General features: G+C 40.9%; 23 protein-coding genes. 9 read left to right on the top strand and 14 right to left on the bottom strand.

Features of this window, described 5'->3' with window-relative positions; translation table 11 throughout:
- The first annotated feature begins 139 nt into the window (after positions 1-139).
- A complete protein-coding gene (locus tag WC743_RS14315) occupies positions 140-985 on the top strand; it encodes a universal stress protein (protein ID WP_373012805.1) in 846 nt (281 codons plus the stop codon).
- Between the two features lie 17 nt (positions 986-1,002).
- On the opposite strand, the gene WC743_RS14310 is transcribed toward WC743_RS14315, so the two are convergent.
- The 6 genes from WC743_RS14310 to WC743_RS14285 all read right to left on the bottom strand — a co-directional run bounded on the left by WC743_RS14310 (position 1,003) and on the right by WC743_RS14285 (position 4,242).
- Complete coding sequence (locus WC743_RS14310) at positions 1,003-2,016, bottom strand: hypothetical protein (RefSeq protein WP_373012803.1); 1,014 nt, start codon at positions 2,014-2,016, stop codon at positions 1,003-1,005.
- A gap of 73 nt (positions 2,017-2,089) precedes the next feature.
- Entirely contained in the window at positions 2,090-3,181 is a 1,092-nt protein-coding gene (locus tag WC743_RS14305) for a universal stress protein (RefSeq protein ID WP_373012801.1), read from the bottom strand.
- Between the two features lie 6 nt (positions 3,182-3,187).
- Positions 3,188-3,331, bottom strand: coding sequence for a hypothetical protein (locus WC743_RS14300; protein ID WP_373012800.1), 144 nt, complete (start codon positions 3,329-3,331; stop codon positions 3,188-3,190).
- Complete coding sequence (locus tag WC743_RS14295; protein ID WP_373012799.1) at positions 3,318-3,503, bottom strand: SHOCT domain-containing protein; 186 nt, start codon at positions 3,501-3,503, stop codon at positions 3,318-3,320. The genes WC743_RS14300 and WC743_RS14295 overlap by 14 nt, the downstream gene beginning before the upstream one ends.
- Positions 3,504-3,562: 59 nt before the next feature.
- Positions 3,563-3,742 (bottom strand): hypothetical protein, encoded by a 180-nt coding sequence (locus WC743_RS14290; RefSeq protein WP_373012797.1) that lies wholly within the window; start codon positions 3,740-3,742, stop codon positions 3,563-3,565.
- A gap of 65 nt (positions 3,743-3,807) precedes the next feature.
- A complete protein-coding gene (locus WC743_RS14285; RefSeq protein WP_373012795.1) occupies positions 3,808-4,242 on the bottom strand; it encodes an Hsp20/alpha crystallin family protein in 435 nt (144 codons plus the stop codon).
- 408 nt (positions 4,243-4,650) lie between these two features.
- Here WC743_RS14285 and WC743_RS14280 point away from each other — a divergent pair, with 408 nt between their 5' ends.
- The gene (locus WC743_RS14280) at positions 4,651-4,794 is read left to right on the top strand and encodes a hypothetical protein (protein WP_373012793.1); all 144 of its coding nucleotides are present in this window, start codon (positions 4,651-4,653) and stop codon (positions 4,792-4,794) included.
- A 52-nt stretch (positions 4,795-4,846) separates the two neighbouring features.
- Positions 4,847-5,638, top strand: coding sequence for a CHAD domain-containing protein (locus WC743_RS14275; RefSeq protein ID WP_373012791.1), 792 nt, complete (start codon positions 4,847-4,849; stop codon positions 5,636-5,638).
- 56 nt (positions 5,639-5,694) lie between these two features.
- Here the strand turns inward: WC743_RS14275 and WC743_RS14270 are convergent, their stop codons facing one another.
- Positions 5,695-6,207, bottom strand: coding sequence for an AAA family ATPase (locus WC743_RS14270; protein ID WP_373012790.1), 513 nt, complete (start codon positions 6,205-6,207; stop codon positions 5,695-5,697).
- A 201-nt stretch (positions 6,208-6,408) separates the two neighbouring features.
- Between WC743_RS14270 and WC743_RS14265 the strand changes: the two genes are divergently transcribed.
- Complete coding sequence (locus WC743_RS14265; protein WP_373012788.1) at positions 6,409-7,248, top strand: universal stress protein; 840 nt, start codon at positions 6,409-6,411, stop codon at positions 7,246-7,248.
- 227 nt (positions 7,249-7,475) lie between these two features.
- Positions 7,476-8,312: a DUF1080 domain-containing protein gene (locus WC743_RS14260; protein WP_373012786.1), complete on the top strand. Its 837-nt coding sequence runs from the start codon at positions 7,476-7,478 to the stop codon at positions 8,310-8,312.
- A gap of 135 nt (positions 8,313-8,447) precedes the next feature.
- On the opposite strand, the gene WC743_RS14255 is transcribed toward WC743_RS14260, so the two are convergent.
- From WC743_RS14255 to WC743_RS14230, 6 genes are all read right to left on the bottom strand, one after another.
- Entirely contained in the window at positions 8,448-8,681 is a 234-nt protein-coding gene (locus WC743_RS14255) for a hypothetical protein (protein ID WP_373012784.1), read from the bottom strand.
- 207 nt (positions 8,682-8,888) lie between these two features.
- Positions 8,889-9,038: a hypothetical protein gene (locus WC743_RS14250; RefSeq protein ID WP_373012783.1), complete on the bottom strand. Its 150-nt coding sequence runs from the start codon at positions 9,036-9,038 to the stop codon at positions 8,889-8,891.
- A 302-nt stretch (positions 9,039-9,340) separates the two neighbouring features.
- Positions 9,341-9,997, bottom strand: coding sequence for a response regulator (locus WC743_RS14245; RefSeq protein WP_373012781.1), 657 nt, complete (start codon positions 9,995-9,997; stop codon positions 9,341-9,343).
- On the bottom strand, positions 9,998-10,789 hold the full coding sequence (locus tag WC743_RS14240; protein ID WP_373012779.1) for a sensor histidine kinase: 792 nt from the start codon (positions 10,787-10,789) through the stop codon (positions 9,998-10,000).
- Positions 10,756-11,409, bottom strand: coding sequence for a hypothetical protein (locus tag WC743_RS14235; RefSeq protein ID WP_373012777.1), 654 nt, complete (start codon positions 11,407-11,409; stop codon positions 10,756-10,758). Before WC743_RS14235 ends, WC743_RS14240 begins: the two co-directional genes overlap by 34 nt.
- A gap of 6 nt (positions 11,410-11,415) precedes the next feature.
- A complete protein-coding gene (locus WC743_RS14230) occupies positions 11,416-11,976 on the bottom strand; it encodes a hypothetical protein (RefSeq protein WP_373012775.1) in 561 nt (186 codons plus the stop codon).
- Between the two features lie 417 nt (positions 11,977-12,393).
- Between WC743_RS14230 and WC743_RS14225 the strand changes: the two genes are divergently transcribed.
- The 4 genes from WC743_RS14225 to WC743_RS14210 all read left to right on the top strand — a co-directional run bounded on the left by WC743_RS14225 (position 12,394) and on the right by WC743_RS14210 (position 22,079).
- Entirely contained in the window at positions 12,394-12,924 is a 531-nt protein-coding gene (locus tag WC743_RS14225; protein WP_373012774.1) for a phage tail protein, read from the top strand.
- Positions 12,925-12,966: 42 nt separating this feature from the next.
- Entirely contained in the window at positions 12,967-13,887 is a 921-nt protein-coding gene (locus tag WC743_RS14220) for a methionyl-tRNA formyltransferase (RefSeq protein WP_373012772.1), read from the top strand.
- A 44-nt stretch (positions 13,888-13,931) separates the two neighbouring features.
- On the top strand, positions 13,932-21,044 hold the full coding sequence (locus WC743_RS14215; RefSeq protein WP_373012770.1) for a cadherin-like beta sandwich domain-containing protein: 7,113 nt from the start codon (positions 13,932-13,934) through the stop codon (positions 21,042-21,044).
- Between the two features lie 105 nt (positions 21,045-21,149).
- Positions 21,150-22,079, top strand: a complete 930-nt coding sequence (locus WC743_RS14210) for a PorP/SprF family type IX secretion system membrane protein (RefSeq protein WP_373012769.1) — start codon at positions 21,150-21,152, stop codon at positions 22,077-22,079.
- A gap of 10 nt (positions 22,080-22,089) precedes the next feature.
- On the opposite strand, the gene WC743_RS14205 is transcribed toward WC743_RS14210, so the two are convergent.
- Positions 22,090-23,400, bottom strand: coding sequence for a hypothetical protein (locus WC743_RS14205; protein ID WP_373012768.1), 1,311 nt, complete (start codon positions 23,398-23,400; stop codon positions 22,090-22,092).
- Between the last annotated feature and the right edge of the window lie 103 nt (positions 23,401-23,503).

The raw sequence follows: 23,503 nt of genomic DNA, 5'->3' as shown, positions 1-23,503 counted from the left end.
AGGCAAATAATAAGGAAATCCATTCAAACAGGCAATCAAATAGTAATATCATACAAATTGGTATCCTTATTGTACTACTACTTAAAGATTTATAAAGCCGGCAGTTTTTAACCGGAGATGCTCTTTAAACAGTTATCTTATGAAAACGATCCTTGTGCTTACCGATTTTTCGGATGCCGCCACGAACGCCGCCCTTTATGCTGCCGCACTTACCCATCACCTGGAAATTTCCAGGCTTATCCTTTATCATTCTTATGAATTGAAACCTCCCGTGCAAACAGCAGTACCAGTGCTGGAACCCGCCGATGTGGAAAGATTTTATAAGGATAGTATGGAAAACCTGGCTTTATTAAAAGACAAGTTACGCTCTTTTACAAACGAGCGTACCGTTATTGAAACCCTGGCAGATGACAGGCACCTCATTATTGCGTCGGAGTCTATAGGTGCGCAGCAGCAGGTGGGTTTATTAGTAATGGGTGTAACCGGGAAAAGCAGACTGGAACAAGTACTGATTGGCAGCAATACCATCACTGTGGCAAAAGAAAGCACTATCCCGGTGTTACTTGTGCCCCGGGAAGTCCGTTTTGAGAAGATCCGCAGAATTGTTTTTGCCTGCGACCTCAAAAAAGTATCTACATCCACCCCGGTAAAACAAATCAGTTCCCTCCTCCATCAACTGGATGCCAAATTACTTGTATTAAATGTTGATACAGAAGATCAGGAACATTTTACACCAGATACCATAACTGAACAAACAGTGCTCCATCAGCTCTGGGATAAAGAAAGGCCGGAATACCATTATACCAACGCGGACAATATTGCAAAAGGCATTACACAATTTGCTCTTAAACACGATGTTCAATTAGTGATTGCGGTGCCTAAACAATATGGCTTTTTTGAAAGCCTGTTTCATTCGAGTATGACTAAAAAACTGACTTTTGAAATTTCAGTTCCCTTGCTGTTGGTTAAAGAGAGACCCGATTGATGAACCCTCTCTTTTGTTTAAAATTCCGGCAGGTAGCTTCTCAGTAACTTTAAATACTTTTTGGCATCCTTTTTACTTTTTAAATGCTGTTCCTGATCAGCAGATCGCAGGGCGTTTAAAGCATTGACCTTTGCCCTTACATTTGCCCGGTAGCTTTTATAATAATTAAAAAGCTGTTTGCTCTGGTGGGTTTCCTTTATACCGGAATATTGCAAATAGCTTTCATAAAAGATCTTACTCAGATCATGGCGTTGAAAAGCTTCCAGATCCATACAAAAAAAGGCGACCTCATCCAAAATATCTATCCGCCGCAGGCTGTCATTAAATTCTATGCAATCAAAAATGACAGGCTTTCTATATAAAAATATATTCCCGGAATGCAGGTCTCCATGCACATCCCTCGTCAATCCGGCTAGTGACCGTTCCTCTAAATAGCTTTGGTTTTTGCTTAAAAACACATCTGATCTCTTAATTGCATCAACAATAATTGCATAATAACTACTGCCTAAATGTTCTGATGCAAATTCTTTAACCGTAAGCAGGTCATTATACCTTTGCTGATTATCGCTAAGCCTGAACCTGTGTTTTATTACCGCTGCGCTCTGATGAAAAGCGGCAACCAGTTTGGCTAATTTTTTGATTGCCGCAGAGCTTACGCGATCTTTTTCCAGCAGCTTATTCATTTCCTTTGCAGTATCCATCCTATTCATTAATACGGCATAATCAATGAGTTTGCCAGCTCCTTTATTAAAGGAATAGTTGCCTTCATCATTAAAAACGGGCAGGGTTTTTACATACATTTCACCGGCCAGGCGTTTGTTCAGCTCCACTTCCCTTTCACAATAGTACTTACGTTTGCTTAGTGTTGAAAAATCAAGAAAGGAGAACTTTAATGGCTTTTTAATTTTATAGGCATACTTTTCGGTTAGGATAACCCAGGAAATATGGGTTTCTTTTGATACCGGCAGTTTGCTTCCCTGGCCCGGAAAAATGCCGCTGGTTGTCAGCTTTTCAATTTCAGACTGTATCATCAGACTAATTGCTATATGGCAGGGCTTTGTGCAGCATATCATCCGGCTTTATCCATTTTATAAAAATCATCCGCTAAATAGCTTCCTTCAATAATAATAAAGGAATATGGGTATGGAATGCCAGCTTATTTGTCAGGCTGCGGTGAAACAGGCTCTCAAAAAAGTCATATTTTTCAGGTACCGTTATCACCAGCTGTATATTATGCTTATCCGCAAACTCCATGATACCTCTGGCAATATCCTCATGATTAATGTAATGATATTCGGGGCCTACGTCGTCCATCTTTTCATGCAGGAGGGTTTCGCCTGTTACCCTATCCGGGGTAAACTGGTCTTCATCTGAACGGCCTACATTTAAAATAATCAATTTCGCATCCAGTTTATGTACAACTGACTTTATTGCCTGTACCGGGGTAGAAATGGAGAGTTTTTTAACATCACAGGCAAATAAAACCCGGTGGATCTTTTTAAATTTTGCTTTCTGCGGTACAACCAGCAAGGGTATGGCGCAAACTTTGGCCATCGAGATGGTATTACTGCCTACCAGTATCTTCTCCAGCTCACTTTTGCCGGTGATCCCCATAACCACCAGGCCTGCATGATGTTGTTTCGCAGCGGACTTTACCCCGCTGACCATTGGGAGATCATCAGCATAAATCTCTATTTTGGTTTTTTTGCTGGCTAAAACCTCCAGGTCTTTCTTCAGACCCTCCAGCTGCTCTATACTTTTATGAGGAACATCTACCACCCCTGCAGGCACTTGTGAGGTAAGGGTCATAGCAATAGGATTAAACTCATAAGAATGGTACAGCACTATGCAGGAAACCCCTACCTGATGAGCCAGCTCTGCTGCAAACCGTGCGGCATTAAAGGAAGCCTCAGAAAAATCAGTGAGCACCAGTATATTTTTCATCTGCTCAATTTTATGCAGATGCTCATCAATCATTTTTCCAAGTTTCTGGAATTTCCGGTCGGTGATTGGCCATTTACCGGGATTCTCCGCGTGCCACCGGCCCGTAGCAGAGCGGGTTAAAATAACCGGATTATTTTCACCGGTCATCCTTTCCACCTTAAACTGCTGGTGATGCATATCAACAGGAGTAATAATAAGGCCGATCTCCAGATGTCCCTGGGCTATCTGAAACTTCATAGTGAATGTATCCATTTCCTTTTATTTAATGATCCCTTTGGGAATCATATCATCCAGCAGCGTTTTGCCAAGATCGGAGGACTGTGTTTGAGCGTTCCCGGGGTCAAAAGATTTGGTTTGTGCAGAATATACTAACTGGTTGATAGCACTCTTATTTTTTTTCAATAACCGCTTTTCTTTCCTCGTATTCTTTATGATCTATTTCCCCGTTAGCAAAACGCCTTTTCAAAATTTCCAGCGCATTTTCTTTTGCATGCCGCTGGCCGGGAATATTATAAGGAGTTGCAAAGACCCATACCAGCAGGATAAACCAAACTGTCCACCATATCCAGTTCATGCCCCAATAATAATTATTTGGATCATACCACATCGCTTTACCTTTTACTAATAAAAAGTTTAATTAATATCCTTCTTTCTTAAGCGTTCCCATTTTTCCAGAGCTTCCTTCTGAAGCTGTTTAGCACGCTCAATGGCAATAGCCTGTTCATCTTTTTCGCAAAGCGGCCCTTCTGTTACCAGGTTTGAAACAAGGTCTCCCCTGCTTCTTTCTTTGCTTTTGTTTTCTGTAATTAACATGGCTGTAAAAATAAAGGCGCTGCAATACAGCGCCTGGTTAAACAATTGCTGATTTTAAGCCAATTCTATTTGATCTCAATCCGGCGGCTGGCTGTTTTGGCCTCCTCTTTTTTAGTTACATTGATTTTCAGCACGCCGTCGGTATATACCGCTTCAATACTGGCATCATCCGCAGAATCTGGCAAGGTAAAAGAACGCACAAATGAATTGTAGCTATATTCGCACTTATTATATTTCTTATCTGATTGTTCTGATTGCTTTTCTGCAGAAATACTGAGCACATCCCGGTCCAGATCAATTTTAAAATCTTCTTTATTCAGTCCCGGTGCGGCAAGTTCAATATGGTAATGACTATCCGTCTCCGAGATATTCACCGCAGGTACCCGTGATATCATCCGGTCAGACAAAAAAGTATCATTGAAAATGGATTCAAAAATATCGTCAAACCCAGGGCGGGCAAGGCTCCTGTTTTTTCCCTCATTGAATTTTACTAAGGTCATGATGATTTCCCTCCTTAAACATTATTTTACCGGAACATCCCGGCTTTTAAACAACAATCAGGAACTTGGCAAGTTTGTCATTTTTTATTTTTTACCCTAGCTACAAATATTTGTTAAAAGGTATTTTTTTGCAGAAATATTCAATAAACTAAACCTGGGACAGGCCCACTTCCACCTTAATAAAACTGTCATTTAACATAGCGACAACGATTAACATTTGCCAGGTTAGCTATCCTTACAGCGATGAGTTTTAATTCCCTTACTTTCATTAACTACCCTTACTTCCATTAACTATAAGTAGAACAATTTTCTTCGTTATTGGTTTTCATTTCGTTCAAGCCTTCAATTAATACCCCTTTCTGATACTCCCATATATCAAGGTAATAATCTATCTAACAGCATTCGCTGATGAAAACAGATAAATGGTTAATTCATAAAGTATGGGCCGAGGTCTCTTTATTTCTTAAAAGAGAGATGAGTATTACTTTAGTATTCTGGCTGATCGTATTCATAATTGTAATTATTATGAACAGGCTGGGGCTGATAAAGTAAACTCATTCAAAGAACGATTGTTATGTTTTAGCTATACTATGGCATGCCTTATATGAAAAAAAGACAGGAAAGAAAATATTTTGATAAAGAATGGGCAGAGATGAAAACCAGTTTACAGTCCTGGTTAAGAAAGGAACAACAGGAAGACCTGCATCATTTTCGCACCCAGGTTAAAAAGTTACGTGCATTTTTGATCTTATCAAGCAGTGTGGACCATCATCAGAAATTAACCAAACTGTTCAAGCCGGTAAGAAATATTTTTAAACAAGCCGGCGAGATACGGAATGCTTATATGAACCAGGAATTAGGAAAGGCGCAGCATATACATCATAATGAATTTATGAACAGCCAGCACCAATTGCAGGTAAAAGCGGCCAGGAAGTTTAAATCAAACAAGGCCCGGTTTCTTGAAAAATTAAAAAGCACACACCTGCTATTGAAAAAGAAAATAAAACCGATCAGCGATCTGCATATCACTTTGTTTTATCAAACCCAATTAGAACAAATTGCAGGTTCTCTTACAGCACTTAAATTTGATGACCGCTTACATCAATGCCGTAAACAGGTTAAAATTTTAATCTATAACCATAAATTAACCAAACCCGTGCGGCATACCGCATTTAATGACCATTATTTGGATGAGGTACAAGCCGCCATTGGCGATTGGCATGATCACGTGCTGGCCATAGCCTTGTTCTCCAGTGATGAGGCAAAGGATAAAGCGGCGGTTACCGGCCTGAAAAAGCAGGATAGCAAACTTAAAAAAAACATAAAAATACTAACTAAAGATTTTTATAACCAGGCGACTACCGTTGTGGATGTGCCGGTAGAACAATTAAGTTAAAAACGATGTATGTAGAAATTGGATTAGCTTTTTGGTAACAATATCCCGCAGCCGTCTCAATTTCGGAGTTGTTCATCGGGATAGTTGATATAAGCCAGGGCTTTATGCAGCGTGTCATCCACCCCCTCCCTGCCCGAATACAGGATCAGATGATCTTCCTTTAAGGGCTCAAACAGTTGTTTAATTTCAAGGTAAACTTTAAAATCAGCATCGCTGTCCATTCTTTTCCTGCTCACCCTTTCCTGAATAACAGGTTCGGTGGCTTGTATCTCAATAAAATAGATAGCGCTGTTTAACAGCCGGGCTTTTTCTTTAAACAAGTCCCTGATCATGGCTTTATAAAAGGTGGCGTCTAACACCGTATTTTGTTTGTGGTGGATGGCTTTTTCCATCAGTCTCAGCATTTCATAATAAACATCCATTTTTGCCTGTTCCTGGTATTTATTCTGTTGTTGCAACTGCTGCCTGATGGTATCGCTGCTAATATGTAAACCCTTGATCTTTGCAGCCAGTTTTTTTGCAAAATAGGTCTTTCCGCTGCCTGGCAATCCAAAAACAACTACGTTCATATTGGGTTGTGTTTTTAGTTATAACATTTGCAAATTTTGTGCCCGTAATCCCTACCAGATAGTTGATGATTTGAATTTTAACCATGTATATACGCAGATTATCAAACATTTGTGAAAAAATGCATTGCCGCAAAACAAACCTTTCCTTTCCCGGAATGTATAATTTAAAACGGGTCTGTTTATCCATTAAAGCCAGCCGTTATGAAAGCAATTCTGGTTCTTACCGATTTTTCTGAGGCCGCCCATAATGCCGCTTTGTATGCTGCCTGTTTAACGCACCAATTGGAAACGGACCAGCTGATCCTTTATCATTCTTATGAATTTAAGGCGCCCGCCGAGGTCCCCCTACCCGGACCATCGGAAATGGAAACCCTTCATCAAACAAGTGCAGACAGCCTCACTGAACTAAAAAACAGACTGCGGACATTTATCAACGAGCGGACACTGATTGATACGCTTAACGATGAACGGCCACTGCTGATGGCTGTAACAGATATAACCACCCGTTACCAGGTAGAACTGATTGTTATGGGTATTACCGGGAAAAACGGGCTGGAACGGGTATTGATTGGGAGCAATACCATGATCATGGCTAAGGAAAGCATCATCCCGGTGTTACTTGTACCACCGGAAGCCCGCTATGACAAGATCCGTCGGGTGGCTTTTGCCTGTGACCTTAAAAGTGTTTCTGCATCTACCCCGGCCAGGGAGATCAGGTCGCTGGTTCATACGTTGGATGCTAAATTACTGGTATTGAATGTAGATACCGAAGACAGGGCCAATTTTGCACCCGATACCATTAATGAACAAATGGTGCTGCACCAGCTTTGGGACAAGGAGGATCCGGAATATCACTATGCCGTTCATGAGGATATTGCCGTGGGCATACTTGAATTTACTGTAGAACATGATATCCAGCTTGTAATTGCTGTACCCCGGCAGCATACTTTCTTCGACCGCTTATTTCATGGCAGCTTAACTAAAAAGCTTGCTTTTTATACGCTGATCCCCTTACTGTTAATGCGTGAAAAACGGGTATGATATGATTTTTATACCAGCCAAAGAGGACGGACTTTGCGTTTTTACATAAACACCATTCTTGCAGTTACATTAATTCCCCGGCGTGTGATTCTCTTATTGCTTTTTTGTTGTTACCTGTTTTTATTGCCCCGCTTTATAAAAAGACACTAATTAATTAATAAGTATCTGAGTATTACTGCCTAACCTATATAATGATTATATTGGGTAAATAACCAATTTAACCTGTTATGAAAACTCCTAAACTATTACTGTTGCTGTTATTTTGCGCAATTATATATGGTTTTATAGGCCCCGTAAAATCCCCCTGGGAACAGCTGTTTAACGGGAAGGATCTTACAGGCTGGGATACTTATATAGGGCCTGATCTTGATGATAGCGGTAAACCTATAACCGGGACGCCTATTGGCTTAAATAAGGACCCACGCAACGTTTTTAGCATTGTAAAAGATAATGGCAGCAATGTTATCCGTATATCCGGCGAAAACTGGGGCGCTATCTCCACCAAAAAGGAATATGAAAATTATCACCTCCAATTACAGTTTAAATGGGGTGCATTATCATGGGGACAAAAGAAGGGTAAAAAGAAAGACAGCGGATTACTATACCATTCGGTAGGCAAATATGGTGCTGATTACGGTGCCTGGATGCGTTCGCAGGAATTTCAAATAGAAGAAGGCAATAGCGGCGATTACTGGGGCGTTGCAGGGGGCATAGCTGATGTACCGGTTGTTAAATTGGGCAAGGATTATGTTTACAGCCGGCAGGGAACACTTATTACTTTTAAAGAAGGCGAGGTGCAGGGCCGCCATTGCATAAAGGGTGGCGATGCCGAAAACCCACCAGGGCAGTGGAACACGCTTGACCTTTATTGCCATGGCGATACCAGTATACATGTTATAAATGGTAAAGTAATGATGGTTTTGTATCATAGCAAACAAATGAATGAAGGGCAGGAGCTGCCGCTTACCAAAGGGAAAATTCAAATACAATCTGAAGGGGCTGAGGTATTTTATAAGAAAATAAAAATACAAGCTATTGACCGGCTTCCAAATAAGCTATTTTAAAAACAATGGGTAAAGGGCTGTTTGGAGTTGCACAAATAAAAAAACGCCCCGGATCTCATCCCGGGGCGCATCAACTAAATCAGGTCAATCTCATGTCGATCCTTTCTCAAGGGACCGGCTAATGACCTGTTATCTTCAATTATGGCTGTTAATAAAAGCCCGGATCTTTCTTGTTTCTTCCAAATAGATGGCGATATGATGGGTGCGCACTAAATAAGGCACCTTTAACTTACTGCCATTAGCCTTGACCTGTATCAGGTTTGATGGCCTGGCAGGCATGTGGCAGCCAATACCGTTGTTTTTTATCGCAACACCTAATCTGGGCAATAACTTATAGACGTTATAATTAGCCGTTATGTTACAGGTCATGCAATGTTTTGATGCAGGATAATAAAAACCGTTCTAATAACAATTAATTGACGTGCTTTTGCTACCGCAAGCGTCCCACTTGTGGATTTAGGATGGTAATAAATAGATTGCTTACTAAGCATGCGGCCACAAGCGAGACGCTTGCGGTAGCGGCGAGATTACCGCACTATCGCAACAACATTAGCCTTATGAACCGTTGCCAACTAACTAAGCTGCGGCAAGCAGTTGCTTAACAAACTCCAGGTTCTTTTTGCGTTGTTGCTCTGTCTTATATTTTTCAAGATCCTGATCTATGATCCTTTTCAATTCAATGTCGAAAGCTTTTAAAAGAATGGTGGTTTTGATAGAAGTTTTCATAAGTCAGTTTTTGTGATATGCTTACTATATATTAATAATAATGCCAAAGTAAAAACTGCACGAAAAAGGCATTAATTTTCAAAAAACGACATGAATCCGTATCCTGGCGTATACTAAAATAGTCACCGTTTAGTTTGTAGTGGATGGTTATAACGGAGTGTTATTTTTAGATGCCTTGCATAAGGTGGAATGACCTTGTACTCCCCGGCTTCTCCCCTAACCCAACAATCTGTTCACTGTTGCCAGGCTCTGTTCCGGTTTGTTCCGCTTTTTGCGGAACGGAACAGCGGAACATTGAGCTACTAAAGCTTGATCATCTCGTTCTTTAGCGCTGATATCACCAAACCCGTTCTTGATTTGATCTCGAACTTTTGAAACAACGATTCGCGGTAGTTATCAATAGTATGCGAGCTGAGGTTCATCTTGTCTGCTATTTGTTTGTAGGTAAGATCAGAGCAGCATAGCTCCAGAAACTTCAACTCATTGGCATTGAGCACTATGCTGGCAGCTTTTTGTGCCTGGTTGTTTAACTGTATGTTGCGCATCAGTTTTTCTGATACCAGCTCATTAATAAAAAAGTTGTTTTTGGCTATGCCTTTTATAGCATTCACCAGATCTGTAGCCTTTGATTCTTTGAGCATATAACCACCCGCGCCGCTCTTTAGCATCTGTATAATGGGTTTATCCTCATCAAACATGCTTAGGGCAAGCACCTTTACCTCCGGGTAATTTTCTTTTACCCACTTAGTGGTTTCGTAGCCATCCATTACCGGCATGTTTATATCCATCAGTATCACCTCGGGCAACGGATGCAGGGTTATCTTTTTCATAAGTTCGGCACCGTTACCGGCATCAAACAATATTTCTATTTCTCCTGATTCGGTAAGCAGGTGGGCCAGCCCCTGCCTAAACAGCGTATGGTCATCTACAATGGCTATGGCAACTTTTGGATCTTGCATTTAATCTGTTATGGGAATGTTTAAAATGATGACAGTACCGTGCTCAGGCACCGAACTTATGTAGGCCGTGCCTTTTATCATGGCAGCGCGTTTGGTAATATTTAGTAGCCCCATGCCGGTTTTGGTGGTCATGGTTTGGTCAACGTCAAACCCAACGCCATTATCGCGCATAATTATTTTGTACATACCGGCAACCTGCTCTAACGTTATAAATATTTCTGTTGCCCTGGCATGCTGTATTATATTGTTAATTATCTCCTGAAACAAGCGGAAAACAATGATGGCCTTACTGCTGTCATCAAAAACAATATCGGCGTGTTTGGTAAAGTTAATTTTATAGCGATCGCTGCGCTGCAGAAAGTCAAGTTCGGCTTCAATGGCGGCGGTGAGGCCTTTTCCCAGCAGCTCTTCACCATGCAGCAGGCGCGATAATGCCTTTACCTCTTTCATTGACCGTTTGGTGAGATCCTCAATGATCGAGATCTTTTCGGCAGTTTTATAGCTGTCATTCACGTTTACCGAACTCAGGGTAATGGTGATCAAACTCAATAGCTGCCCAATGTTATCATGCAGGTTATAAGCAATGGTTTTAAAGGTTTGCTCCTGCACTTCCATCTGGGTTCTTAGCAACTCGTTCTCGTAGTTTATCTGCATGGCAACTTTTTCTTCGGCGTGTTTCCTCTTCCTCCGGTTATATAATAAAACATATATGATCAGAAATACCGGTGCTATTAAAAATATAATGGAACATAACCCTATCAGGTAGATAATTTCCGTTGACGATACCTGCATATGAATGAAAATAACCAACACGTATAAAGGATAATATTTAGTAAGATAAATACCGAATATCTTACCGACCGGCTGTAACCCGAATAATCATGTTCTTTTAAAAAATCAAAGAACAGGTTACAGGCCGTACTGCCAAAGTAAAAGAAAAGCGCTCCGCTCACCCACCAAAAAGGCGCGGAAGTTAGCAATGGCTCAAAGCGGTCGTCCTGCAGTTTTAAAAAATAATATAACAAACTGGCCAGCACAAACACTACCGACATAACTGTTGCCGAAACCGATGCAAAATCGCTAAAATGATTAAGCATTAGTTCGGTAATGTACATTACCGAAAAAGCGCCCAGCCATATAAGCAGCCATCTTAGCTTATGCTTATAGTTGTTATATAAGTGATAATAAAAATAACTGGTGAAGCCACACTCCACCAGTAAATAAATATTGTAAACCGCCAAATTTGTATGCATTACTCTGCGCATGTACACACCCAGCACTTCTGCAGCGCATGATGCGAGCAGAAAAAGGATGAGCAGCCGCCAGGCGGGGTCCTTATCTTTAACTAAAAAGATAAGGGCCGCCAAAAAGCATAAAAAAGCCGATACGGTATTATAAGTAATAAATATCATTTACTATTAAGGTAACAGGGTAGCGCCGGTGCAATCGCGTGGCGGCGGGCACATTTCGCCACGGTTTTCTGGAGTTGCCCCTACTATAAAACCTGATGCCGGCCCGTTAGCAGATGTATTTTTGTAATAATCCTGATGGTATTTACCAAGGCTATCTTTGGTTGATACCATAACCAATGTGTTATAACCCCAGTATTTTTTATCGGGCATGCGGGTATTAACATCTTCCTTATAACCGGCATCATAAGTAGCCAGGTAAAAACGGATACCATCGCCTTTTTCTTTCTTGATCTTGGAAATAAGGGAATCTAACCTGCCGGCGCTAAACCATATAGCACGCGTATTTGGCAGTTTAACCACTTTGTTAGACCCAGGGCTTGTATCGATAGAATCTACAGTACCCGCGTGTTTTTCATAGTTTTTAACGTAGGCTTTAGCTATTTTGTAGCTTAAAGTATCGGCTTCAAAGGCGCTTGGCCCGCCCTTTGTTTCGGCCGGTTTGGTTTGGCATGAGGTTAAACCTATGGCTGCCACAGTTAGTAAAAAGAGCGTTCTTTTAATTGTCATGATGTATTGTAATTAAGGTTATCGAAGGTGAATATTTATAAATATATATACAATATGTGTATTACCCTTTTATTACCCTAAAATAATCCTTAAAAAAAGCTGATTTCACCCTGTTACAGTTTCATTTTTTAATTGAGCTTTGGAAAAGCAATTATGTTAATAGAACAATAATCATAACCACAACCTGTAATTAATTGCAGGTTATATTTATTTCACATGATGCATTCAAAATCGAAATAATGATAATATCATGTTTCAAAAAAATATAATGGCAACCAGATTTAATACTTGGTTAATAATAAACCTTACTAGTTAAATTACTGATTTTCAGGATATAAAATACAAAAACAATTGCTAAACCTTTAAATATAAATACCTTTACAATATTAAACCTAAACCTTATCACGATTTAAAATTATGGAACCTCTTATCGGAGAAATTAAAATGTTTGCCGGCAACTTTGCACCAAACGGCTGGTTTTTATGCAACGGCGCATTATTACCAATTAACCAATATTCGGCGTTTTTCTCGCTCCTGGGCACAACCTATGGCGGCGATGGCGTATCAAACTTTAGGTTACCAAACCTTCAAGGCCGTGTACCTATACAGGCAGGACAGGGCGTATCTTACTATAATTTAGGTGATATGGGTGGTGCCGAAACTGTTACCTTAAATACACTGCAGATGCCTTCACACTCACACACCATGAGCATCAATACCGAGGCGCCAACTGTAGGGTTGGCATCTAATGCCTATTTAGGTTATAACGCAAATGCTGAAACCGGTGATGCATTACCTTTTTACTCGGCTACTGCAACCGCGGGGGCTACATTAAACGCGGGTGCTATTAATCCATCGGGAAGCAATCAGCCAATTAAGATATTGCCGCCATATTTGGCTATAAACTATATCATAGCATGGCAGGGCATTTGGCCTTCCAGACCATAACTGTTAAATGAATCTCATTTGTAATGATTTTGGCAGCTACTGATGAAAATCGGTATCGTATCAAATTCAAAAATATGCATACCCCTGCTTTCTTACTTAAGCAGTAATAAAGTAGGGGTTATGTTATACTTCGGCAAATCGGCCCATGCTGATATCAGCGTGTACGATCTGGCCGGCTTTTGCAGGATAAACCATATACAGTTTCATGCAGAAGGTGATAAACAAGAGCTTTACAACTGGCAACAACTGAACGAGCCGGACGTGATTTTTATAACCGGATACGCTCATAAAATTGCTATTGAGGAGTTAAGTGGTGTGCCAAAAGGAATATACAACATACACTTTGGTAAGCTGCCACAATACAGGGGGCCATCGCCGGTTTTTTGGCAGTTAAAAAATGGAGAAGCGCAATTAGGATTAGCTATACACCAATTAACTAACAAGCTGGATAGCGGGGCAGTTGTTTGGGAGCAAAGCATTAAAAACGAGGATTTTTTTACATACAACTATACAAACCTGGCATTTAGCGAACTGCAGGTTAAAGGAGTATTGGAGATACTTGATAAACTAAACAGAAAACAAACACTGAATAACCGGATACAGAACGAAACCCAAGCCAGGTATTACAACAAGCCTCAACTGGCCGATGTAATGGTGAACTGGGATAAAATGGAAGTAAAAGAAATACTCGATCTGATAAAAGCTTGTACATCATGGAATAATGGTGTTAGCACTTTAATAAATGGTTACGAATTAAAAATACTGGATGCCGAAATAGCTTTTGAAAAAACAAATAATTCACCCGGTACAATTAACATAGCAAACAATAAGTTTAATGTGGCCTGCAAAAACGGCAGAAGCTTAAACATTAACTTTTTCAATATAAATAACACTTGCATACCGGCCCGGTATGCAGGTTTTTATAGTTTAAAAACAGGGCAAACTTTTATTAGTAAAACATAACGGCGTAGCCGTCAAAATACAAACCGAACGCTTAAAACCTCATCATGAAAAAACTTTTACCCTTATTAAAAAATCTGCTAACAAAGGACATTCGTTCTTTTTTCGCAGCTTTATTTGTTTTGGTGCTTATCAGCATAAGCGGGAGTACCCAGGCACAGGTTTATTACCTTACATCTGACGAAACTGTTGGTACTAACGCGACAACAGATGCATTAAACCGTATGAATTATGATGGTTCATCAAATACAGTAATGGTGCCGTCATTTTCAAACTCGCCGGTTGCTATAGCACAGGATTTAGCCAACAACAGATTGTTCATATATGACGCGGTATCGGCAACAAAATCTATAAAAATAGTTACTGCAAGTACCGGGGCAATTACAGGAAGTATACCGGTCCCCTATACACTTAACTCTATGAGATATGATGCGGCTACAGACTACATCTATTTCATTACCACTAACAGTGCAATTTCAACCGACGTATCTGATGCGCTCTACAAGGTTAAATCTACTGATAGCACACCAACGCTAATAAAGTCATCTATAACTCCGTCTCCCTTATACCTTGCACTTGATATTCCAAATAACAGGGTATTTGTATACGAATCTACTGGGGGAAGCAGCAGAGGTATTAAAACATATAGTTTAACTTCAAATACTTTTACCCAAACTGCAACAATTAATTCAGGTACTGTAAAGGATATAGCTTATGACCCGCTTACCGACTACCTTTACTACCTTACCTCTGATGATATAGCTACATCAACAGCAGCTACAGATGCTTTAAATAAGGTACAACCGGGAGGAAGCACCACTACAGTAATCAAAGCAGCAGTTACAGCATCACCATCACAGTCAATGATATTGGATGCCGGTAACAACCGCGCGTATATTTACGAGGGTGTAACAGCAAACAGGGCTATTAAAGCGGTAAACCTTACAACCGGCGATGTATCTACTATAATTTCACTGAGCTCACTTACGGCTGGAGTAACAGTGAAATCAATGGCGGTACCCCTAATACCCGTATTATCAACTGCAAGTGCATCAGGTATAACATCTGCTGCTGCAACCTTGGGCGGCAATGTAACAAAAAGCGATATTAGCGTAAGTGAACGTGGCGTTGTTTACAGTAGTACAAATACAACCCCTGTTATAGGCAATGGCACTAAAGCTGCTAATGGTACGGGTACAGGTATTTTCTCCCAAAGTATATCCGGCCTTAGTGGTTCAACAACATACTATGTACGATCTTACGCAACCAGCGGTGCAGGAACAGCTTATGGTGCGGTTATTTCTTTCACAACACCTTCAAACGATGCTAATCTTTCCGCCTTTACAATAAGCGCAGGTACATTAACGCCATCGTTTTCTGCAGGTACAATTTCTTATACGGCATCTGTAGCGAATTCAAATTCAACTATTACGGTTACACCAACAAAAAATAATGCTAATGCAAGTATAAAAGTAAATAACGTTGCAGTAACATCTGGCACAGCATCGGGCTCAATAGGTTTAAATGTTGGCAGCAATACCATTACCACCATAGTAACCGCGCAAGACGGTACCACTACCAAAACATATACCACTACCGTAACCAGGGATAAAGCGGCGCAAACCATCACCTTTAACGCCCTCCCTGCAAAAAACTATGGCAATGCCGATTTTACACCGGGCGCAAGCGCAAGCAGCAGCCTTGGTGTTAGCTATGCCAGCAGCAATAGCGCTGTTGCAACTATTGTAGGCGGCCAGATCCATTTAACAGGTGTTGGTACTACAACTATCACTGCCTCACAGGGGGGGGATGCCAATTATTTAGCGGCAACCAACGCTACCCAAACCCTAACTGTAAACAAAGCGGCTGTAACAGTTACGGCAACTGCCCAAACAAAGATTTACGGTGAGGCTGACCCTACATTTACCTATACTATAACAAGCGGTGCACTTGTAGCAGGTGATGCATTCACCGGTGCATTAAGCAGGGATGCAGGTAAAAACATCGGTATATACGCTATTATACAAAATACTTTAAGTTTAAACAATAACTATACCCTTAGCTTTGTTAGTGCCAATCTTACTATCACTAAAAGGCCTATTACTTTTGCACCTTTGCCGGCAACCAAGGTTTATGGTGATGCTGAACCAGGGTATCCCTTTTCAATTGTAGGTACGTTAGCCGCAGGGAATGTTACAGGAGACTTATTTACCCGGGAACCAGGTGAAACTGTTGGTGTTTACGCACTTTCATTTGGTAACAAAAAGATAATTGATCCTACTAATGGCAATGAAATTGTTAATAATAATTACGATATAACCTTTGTGCCTACCAATCTTACTATTACCAAAAGGGTAATAGTACTTAAACCAGAACCCGCAACAAAAATATATGGCAGCGTAGACCCTGGTTTTCCTTATCGGTTTGTTACAGGTTCTGTAGCGCCAGCCGAAGGTATGACGGGTACTTTTGGCAGGGCACCCGGTGAAAGTGTTGGAACTTATGCTTTAACATTGGGCACAAAAAAACCTGTAAATGCCAGTACAGGGGTTTTCACCGATCAGAATTATGACATTTCCTTTATAAGTGATAATTTAACGATTACCCCTAAGGTAGTAAGCATTTTTTCAAATGCCAGATCTAAAAACTATGGCGATATCGACCCTCAGCTTACAACATTTATAAGCGGATCTTTAGTAGGTGGCGATGCGCTTACCGGGTCATTGGTTAGGGAAGCAGGCGAAAATGCCGGCACTTATGCCATTACACAGGGTACAATTGCGCTAAATAGCAATTATAGCTATACTTTTATCGGGGCTGTGTTTACCATTAATAAAAGACCTGTTAACGTAACAGCGAATGCAAAAAGTAAAACTTTTGGTGATACTGATCCTGCATTAACTTTCACGGCCGATGCTCTGCCAAATGGCGAAAGCTTTACAGGCCAAATAACCCGGACAGCAGGTGAAGTTTTTGGCACATATCCTATTACACAGGGAACACTTGCTTTGAATAATAACTATACCTTAAATTACACAGGTGCCGATTTGTCTATCAGCAAAAAAAGCATTAACGTGACCGCTCAGGCCCAAAGCAAAACCTATGGCGATACCGACCCCGTATTAACCTATACAGCCGACGCACTGTCAGGAGGAGATACATTTAGCGGCGAATTAAGCAGGGAGCCGGGCAACGACTTCGGTACTTATGCTATTATACAAGGCACATTGGCTGCAAGTACAAATTATACCTTAAATTACACAGGTGCCAATTTATCTATAAGCAAGGGCACCCTAACTTATGTTGCAGACCATGTTACACGTCAATTCCAAACTGCTAACCCAACTTTTACAGGTAACGTTACCGGTTTTGCAAACGGCGATAACATAGCATCGGCCACAACAGGTTCTTTAAGTTTTACATCGACAGCCACAATAGCCAGCGCACAGGGCAGTTATGATATTACCGGATCTGGCTTAAACGCGGCGAATTACAATTTTGTGCAGGATGCATCAAACAGTACTGCTTTAACTATTGTCGCATCGGCAGATGCTACACTTTCCGGTTTAACTGCTACACAGGGTAGCATAAACCCGGCTTTCAGCAGTAACGAAATAAACTATTCTTTTAATGTGGCAAATGAAGTTACATCATTTGACCTGTCGGCCACCGCTAACAGCACTTACGCAACCATGGAGGTAAACGGCCAGGCATTTACATCAGGCAGTACAAAAACATATACCCTGATCCCCGGTTACAATGAATTTAATATAATAGTAACCGCCCAGGATGCAACAACCAAGGCATATAGGTTAGGCATTAACCGTGCTTACTCAGCTAATAATCTTTTAAGCAGCATTAGCTTAAGTGGCATTACAATAAGCCCGGTATTTAATACCAATACATTAAACTACACAGCTTCGGTAAGTAACCTGGTTACTTCAACTGATATTTACGGTGTGCCGGTTGATAATACAGCGACTGTTACCGTAAACGGCAGTCCTGCAACCACTGCCAGCCCGGCGAATATAAGCCTTGGAGTTGGCGAAAACCCTATTAGTATATTATCAAAGGCCCAAAACGGTACTGACAGGGTATATATAGTTACAGTAACACGCGCACAATCGTCTGATGCTACGCTGTCATCGCTGGGCAATAGTCAACTTACTTTAAACACACCATTTGTTGCAGGCACACATAGTTATACCGCTACGGTACCAACCAATGTATCGTCACTTTATTTTATGCCGGTGCCATCAAATGACAGGGCAACAGTAACCGTAAACGGGCAGCCACTTAACGTTTTCTCGGGCAATTATATGGCAATAGGTTTCAGCGACAACGCACTTACTATAGATGTAACCTCTGAGGATGGTACAGGTCACATAATTTATACTGTAGCTATTACCCGCGTTAAATCTGCAGATGCAACGCTTACGGTTTTGAATACCCCTTTCGAAACTACCATAAACGAACCTTTTGATCCAAACACTTATGCCTACACCGCAACCGTTACCGATTCTACGTTAACAGGCCTGCCGTTAACGGCAACGTCTGCAGATGAAAACGCCGTGGTAAAAATAAACGGAACAGTAGTACCACGTTTCCAAAATTATATCATGGCCATTCACGGCGGTGAAAACACCTTTAATATAGTAGTTACCTCGCAGGATGGAAGCGCTACCAAAACTTATACACTGGTATTAACCCGTGCAGGCCAGGCGCCGCCTTTACTATCGCCGGTTGCTAACCTGTTTGCATTGAACGTTTCCTCGGGGTCGACTTTCTCTAAAAACTTCAACTTTACCATCGGAGAAGAACTTACAACAATTTACGCCCCTAACAACATTGCATCAATACGTGTATTTGCAGTTTCAGAAAATGCAGTGTCTACCGTAACTGTTAACGGGGTTACTTTGCCATATGACACTTCTACAGATCTGTTGCCAATATCGGTAGGTGATAATTTGTTCACAGTATTGGTAACATCTCAAGATGGTGTACATACAAAAACTTATGCGGTACATGTAAACAGGTTGCCTTTTGCTGATGTTACCCTCGCTTCTTTGGCGTTAAACAAAGGCACATTAACCCCGAACTTTACATCGGCTACTACTTCTTATACAGCATCTGTAAAAAATAGCATAAGTACTATAAATGTTACCCCTGTAGCCACCGTATCGGGCGTTACAATAACGGTAAACAATATTGCTGTTGATGCAGCACACCCAACAGCTACTATAAATTTATTAGGGGGCCCTCCAACCAGGATAAGAACAGTTGTTACAGCCGCCGACGGTATTAATACTAAAACTTATACTGTTAATGTAACGCGTTTAGCACCGCAACCTACATTGGCCAGCCTTACCTTAAGTGCAGGTACTTTAAGCCCCGCGTTTGATGAAGATGTTTTTGCGTATGCCGCAACTGTAAGTAACGCAACCACCAGCCTAACGCTAACACCTGTAACTACAGATGCCACTGCTACGATTACAATCAATGGAGATGCAATAGCCAGCGGAGCGGCATCAGGAGCAATCCCATTAAATGTTGGGGCCAATACGTTATCCACCGTGGTAACTTCACAGGATGGCCTAATTACCAAAACTTATACAGTAGTCGTTAATAGGCCACCATCGAGTAATGTCGGTATACAGTCAGTCAATATCAGTTCAGCGCCTTTGGTGCGGGTAGGTAACACTGATAACTTTACAGCTTCCGTAAACTCTACAATTAGCAGCATAAGGGTAACCGCTGCAACAATTGACCCCAATGCAATAATTAAGGTTAATGGAGTAGTTGTAGCCAACCTAACAGAATCAGCACTTATTCCACTTCAGGATGGTACAACTAACATTAACCTACAAATAATAGCTGCAGACGGTGTTACTTCCCGAACAATATCTTTAGCTATTAGCAAAATTAAATCTACTAATGTTGGCATAGAATCAATACATATCAATTCGGGGCCATTGACGCGGGTAGGTAATACTGATAACTTTACAGCTTCTGTAAGTGCTACAACCAGCAGCATAAAGGTAACAGCCATAACGATTGATCCAAATGCAATAATAAAAATAAATGAAGTTGTTGTAGCCAATCAAACAGAATCAGCACCTATTCCACTTCAGGTAGGTACAACTAATATCAACGTGCAAATAATAGCGGAAGACCGAATTACTTCCCGAACCGTATCCTTATCTGTGAGCAGAACCGGATCAAATAATGTTGGCATACAATCACTACACATTAATTCGGGGCCTTTAGCGCGGATAGGTAATACTGATAACTTTACAGCTTCTGTAAGTGCTACGACCAGCAGCATAAAGATAACAGCTGTAACTATTGATCCTAATGCACTAATAAAAGTAAATGATGTAGTTACTGCTAATCAAACGGAATCAGCACCTATTTTACTACAGGCAGGTACAACTAATATCAATGTGCAAATAATTGCAGAAGACGGAATTACTTCTCGAAACGTATCTTTAGCTGTTAGCAGAATAGGATCAAATAATGTCGGTATGCAATCCGTAAATATCAATTCGGGGCCTTTGGTGCGGGTAGGCAATACTGATAATTTTACAGCTTCAGTAGGTAATACAGTGAGCAACTTAAAGATGACAATTGTACCTAATGATGTCAATTCTACAATTACTATAAACGGCATAACTTTAACATCTGGCTACACATCCGGAACAATCCCTTTAAGTGTTGGACCGAACACCATTACTGCATCAATCAACGCCGAGGATGGAATTACTAAAAGAAACTTGTTAATTACTGTAATTCGCGCCTCGATGGGTACAATCAGTTTTGCAAGTAACAAGATACAAAAATTGAACCCTGAAAGCTTTAATACCCCAATTGAAGTACAAGCCGTTGTAATACACCAGGGCCTTTCACCAAACGGTGACGGCATCAACGACTTCCTGAACATTGAAGGCATTGGCCAATACCAGGATAACCAGGTAATGGTGATGAACCGCAGCGGGGAAGTGATCTATACTGCAAAGGGTTATAACAACTCTTCGGTAGTGTTTGATGGGCATGCTTCAAACGGCAAGTTACAATTACCGGGTACTTACTTCTACTCGCTCGATTACAAACAAGGCAAGGAAGCTAAACGCAAAACAGGCTACATTGTCATTAAGTATTAGAAGAAAAATAAAAGACACAAAATACCATACACCACATCGCCCTCCGGTTCTCACCGGAGGGACGGTGTGTATAAATGAAAACGACTAGAAATAGCAGAGCGAATAATGAATAACAAATACACTCTAATAAAACCAATCATCTTTCTGATAAGCTTAACCCTACTGTTGGTAACTACCGGCAGCAGTGTTATGGCTCAGCAAAACACGTTCAACTATAACCAATATGCTGATAATCTTACACCCGTAAATCCGGCCTATTCCTTACTGGACAAGGCGGGCAGTATTAATGTTTTGGGAAGAAGGCAGTTTGTAGGTATACAGGGAGCCCCAACAAGTTTACTGATGAGCCTTAGCTTACCCATAGAATCTATTAATGCATCGGCAGGTGTATTTGTTGTGAATGACAAATTTGCTGTGGAGAACCAAACCGAAATAAACGCTTTTTTTGCCAAAGCAATACAGTTAACAGGCGAAACCTATTTGTCGGTATCTATTAACGCGGGTATCAGAAACTATGTAGCCAATTATTCTACACTTGATCCGTCAGATCCAACTTTTAGCAACGATGTACGAGAGACCAAGCCTAATATAGGTTTTGGGGTAATGTTTTACGGCGAAAATTACTACATCGGTGTATCAGTACCGGAGTTAAGCTTTCGCAACCTGGGTACGGCATCTGTGTTACAGGCCAATTATCTGAGAAGTCATTACTATTTCTCGGCCGCGTTTATTAGTAAAATAAACGATGACATTAACTTTAAGCCGGCCACGCTGGTATCTGCATTGAGCGGATCAAAAGCCATATTTAATTTTTCGGGGACCTTCTATCTCAAAAACACTTTTGGCGTAGGCGCTAACTATAATACCAAAAAACAGCTGGCAGGTATCCTTTCCGTAAACGTAAGCAACTTTAAAGTAGGTTACAGCTATGAGTTTGGCACATCGTCAAATAACTTTGGGGGCTTTAATAATGCCACCAACGAGGTGAGCCTCAGCTACCGTTTTGGTAAAACAGGGCAAAATAAATTATTGTAGATCTAACTGCTTACTTTTTTTCAAGGTCGGCCGGGTTCATTTCATTACTTAACAGATGGCCAAATAATTCCCAACGTTTTTCGGGAGCCTTTGCGGTGCCGCCATTACGTTCTATATAGCTTTTTACAAGATCCTGGCCGTAGTTATAATTAATAACGTAACTGCGGTATTTTTTAATAAAGCTGAGCGATTTTTCGGCAGTTTCATCATTCATTAAGCAATATTTTTTGAGCCATGTCAACGCCTTACCACATGACATGGTTTCATTTATAATACCCCTTGCAGCATCGTTTCGTGCATAGTTAAGTTCGCCTTTAATGGCCAACGCTTTAAAATACAACGCTATACCAGTAGTATCTAAGCCGGCAAGCGGGAGCAATATGTCTTTAGCAAACTTTACCTTTTCATCTCCCGGGAAAGCAATCTCAATTCCATAATTGGCACTCCCCTCCGCAATTAACGATTGCGGACTAAACAATGGATAAAGCGATACTTCAACATACCCCCTATCATGATACAGCTTTTCTTCCAGCAATGTATTGTATACATGATGGCCGGGGTAACTTTCATGACTACCTACATCAATAGCCCGGTCAATAAATATTTTGGTATCCGTGTTGATCTGGACTACACTTGTGTAATTTCCTTTATACCAGTTATAGCCACTCCAGGGTTTATCGGTTACATATTCAAGCGAAAAATTCTCTTTTGCCGGCAATTTATAATGAGCAAGTGTGCGTTTACGGGCTTCGGCAATGGCAGCTTTCATTACTACATCCAGTTTCTCTTTAGGAATAACAAACTTGTTAGCCAATTTCTGGAACCTATCATTCACTTTACCTTTGCCAGGTAAAAGGCTATCCAGTTTATCCACTTCGACCTGATAGTGTTCTTCTGCAAATACTGGTGCTGCTACACCAAATAGCTCTCTAGATTCTTCATCAAATGACCTATATTCTTCTGTATAGATCCTAATTCGGCGGCCAAAGGCCAGTAGTTGATTATACATCCAGTTGGCACGCATCCGGTTTGAATCAATACTGCCCGAGCCAGCTACCACCTTTAAATCATTCATTAAACTGTTCACTGATGCCAGCAGGCTATCCTTCGGGAAAACTTCACCGGCAGGTTTTGCAGGTTTCAAAGAATCGGGGCCATAATAGGCATCAACAAAATCTTTATCATATTGGCCGATTGTAAGGCCTAATGTTACATAATCACGGGCAAGTCCATTAAGTTTTTTGGTCTCGGGGCTATCAGCAACATTTTGTTTGCATGACAATACAAACAAAATGGGTATAAATAGCAATAATTTTTTCATGGCAGCAATAATAGATGGGTGGCAAGATAGTAAATCATTTTTAGTCATGTTAAAAATAGATTACTGATTGGCTATGGTCTTTGTTAATGTTTAAAAAAGCGAG

It is taken from the genome of Mucilaginibacter sp. (genome assembly GCF_041660805.1).
Classification (GTDB): Bacteria; Bacteroidota; Bacteroidia; order Sphingobacteriales; family Sphingobacteriaceae; genus Mucilaginibacter.
The sequence above is the reverse complement of the archived record's forward strand: the minus strand, read 5'-3'. Positions and strand labels throughout refer to the sequence as shown.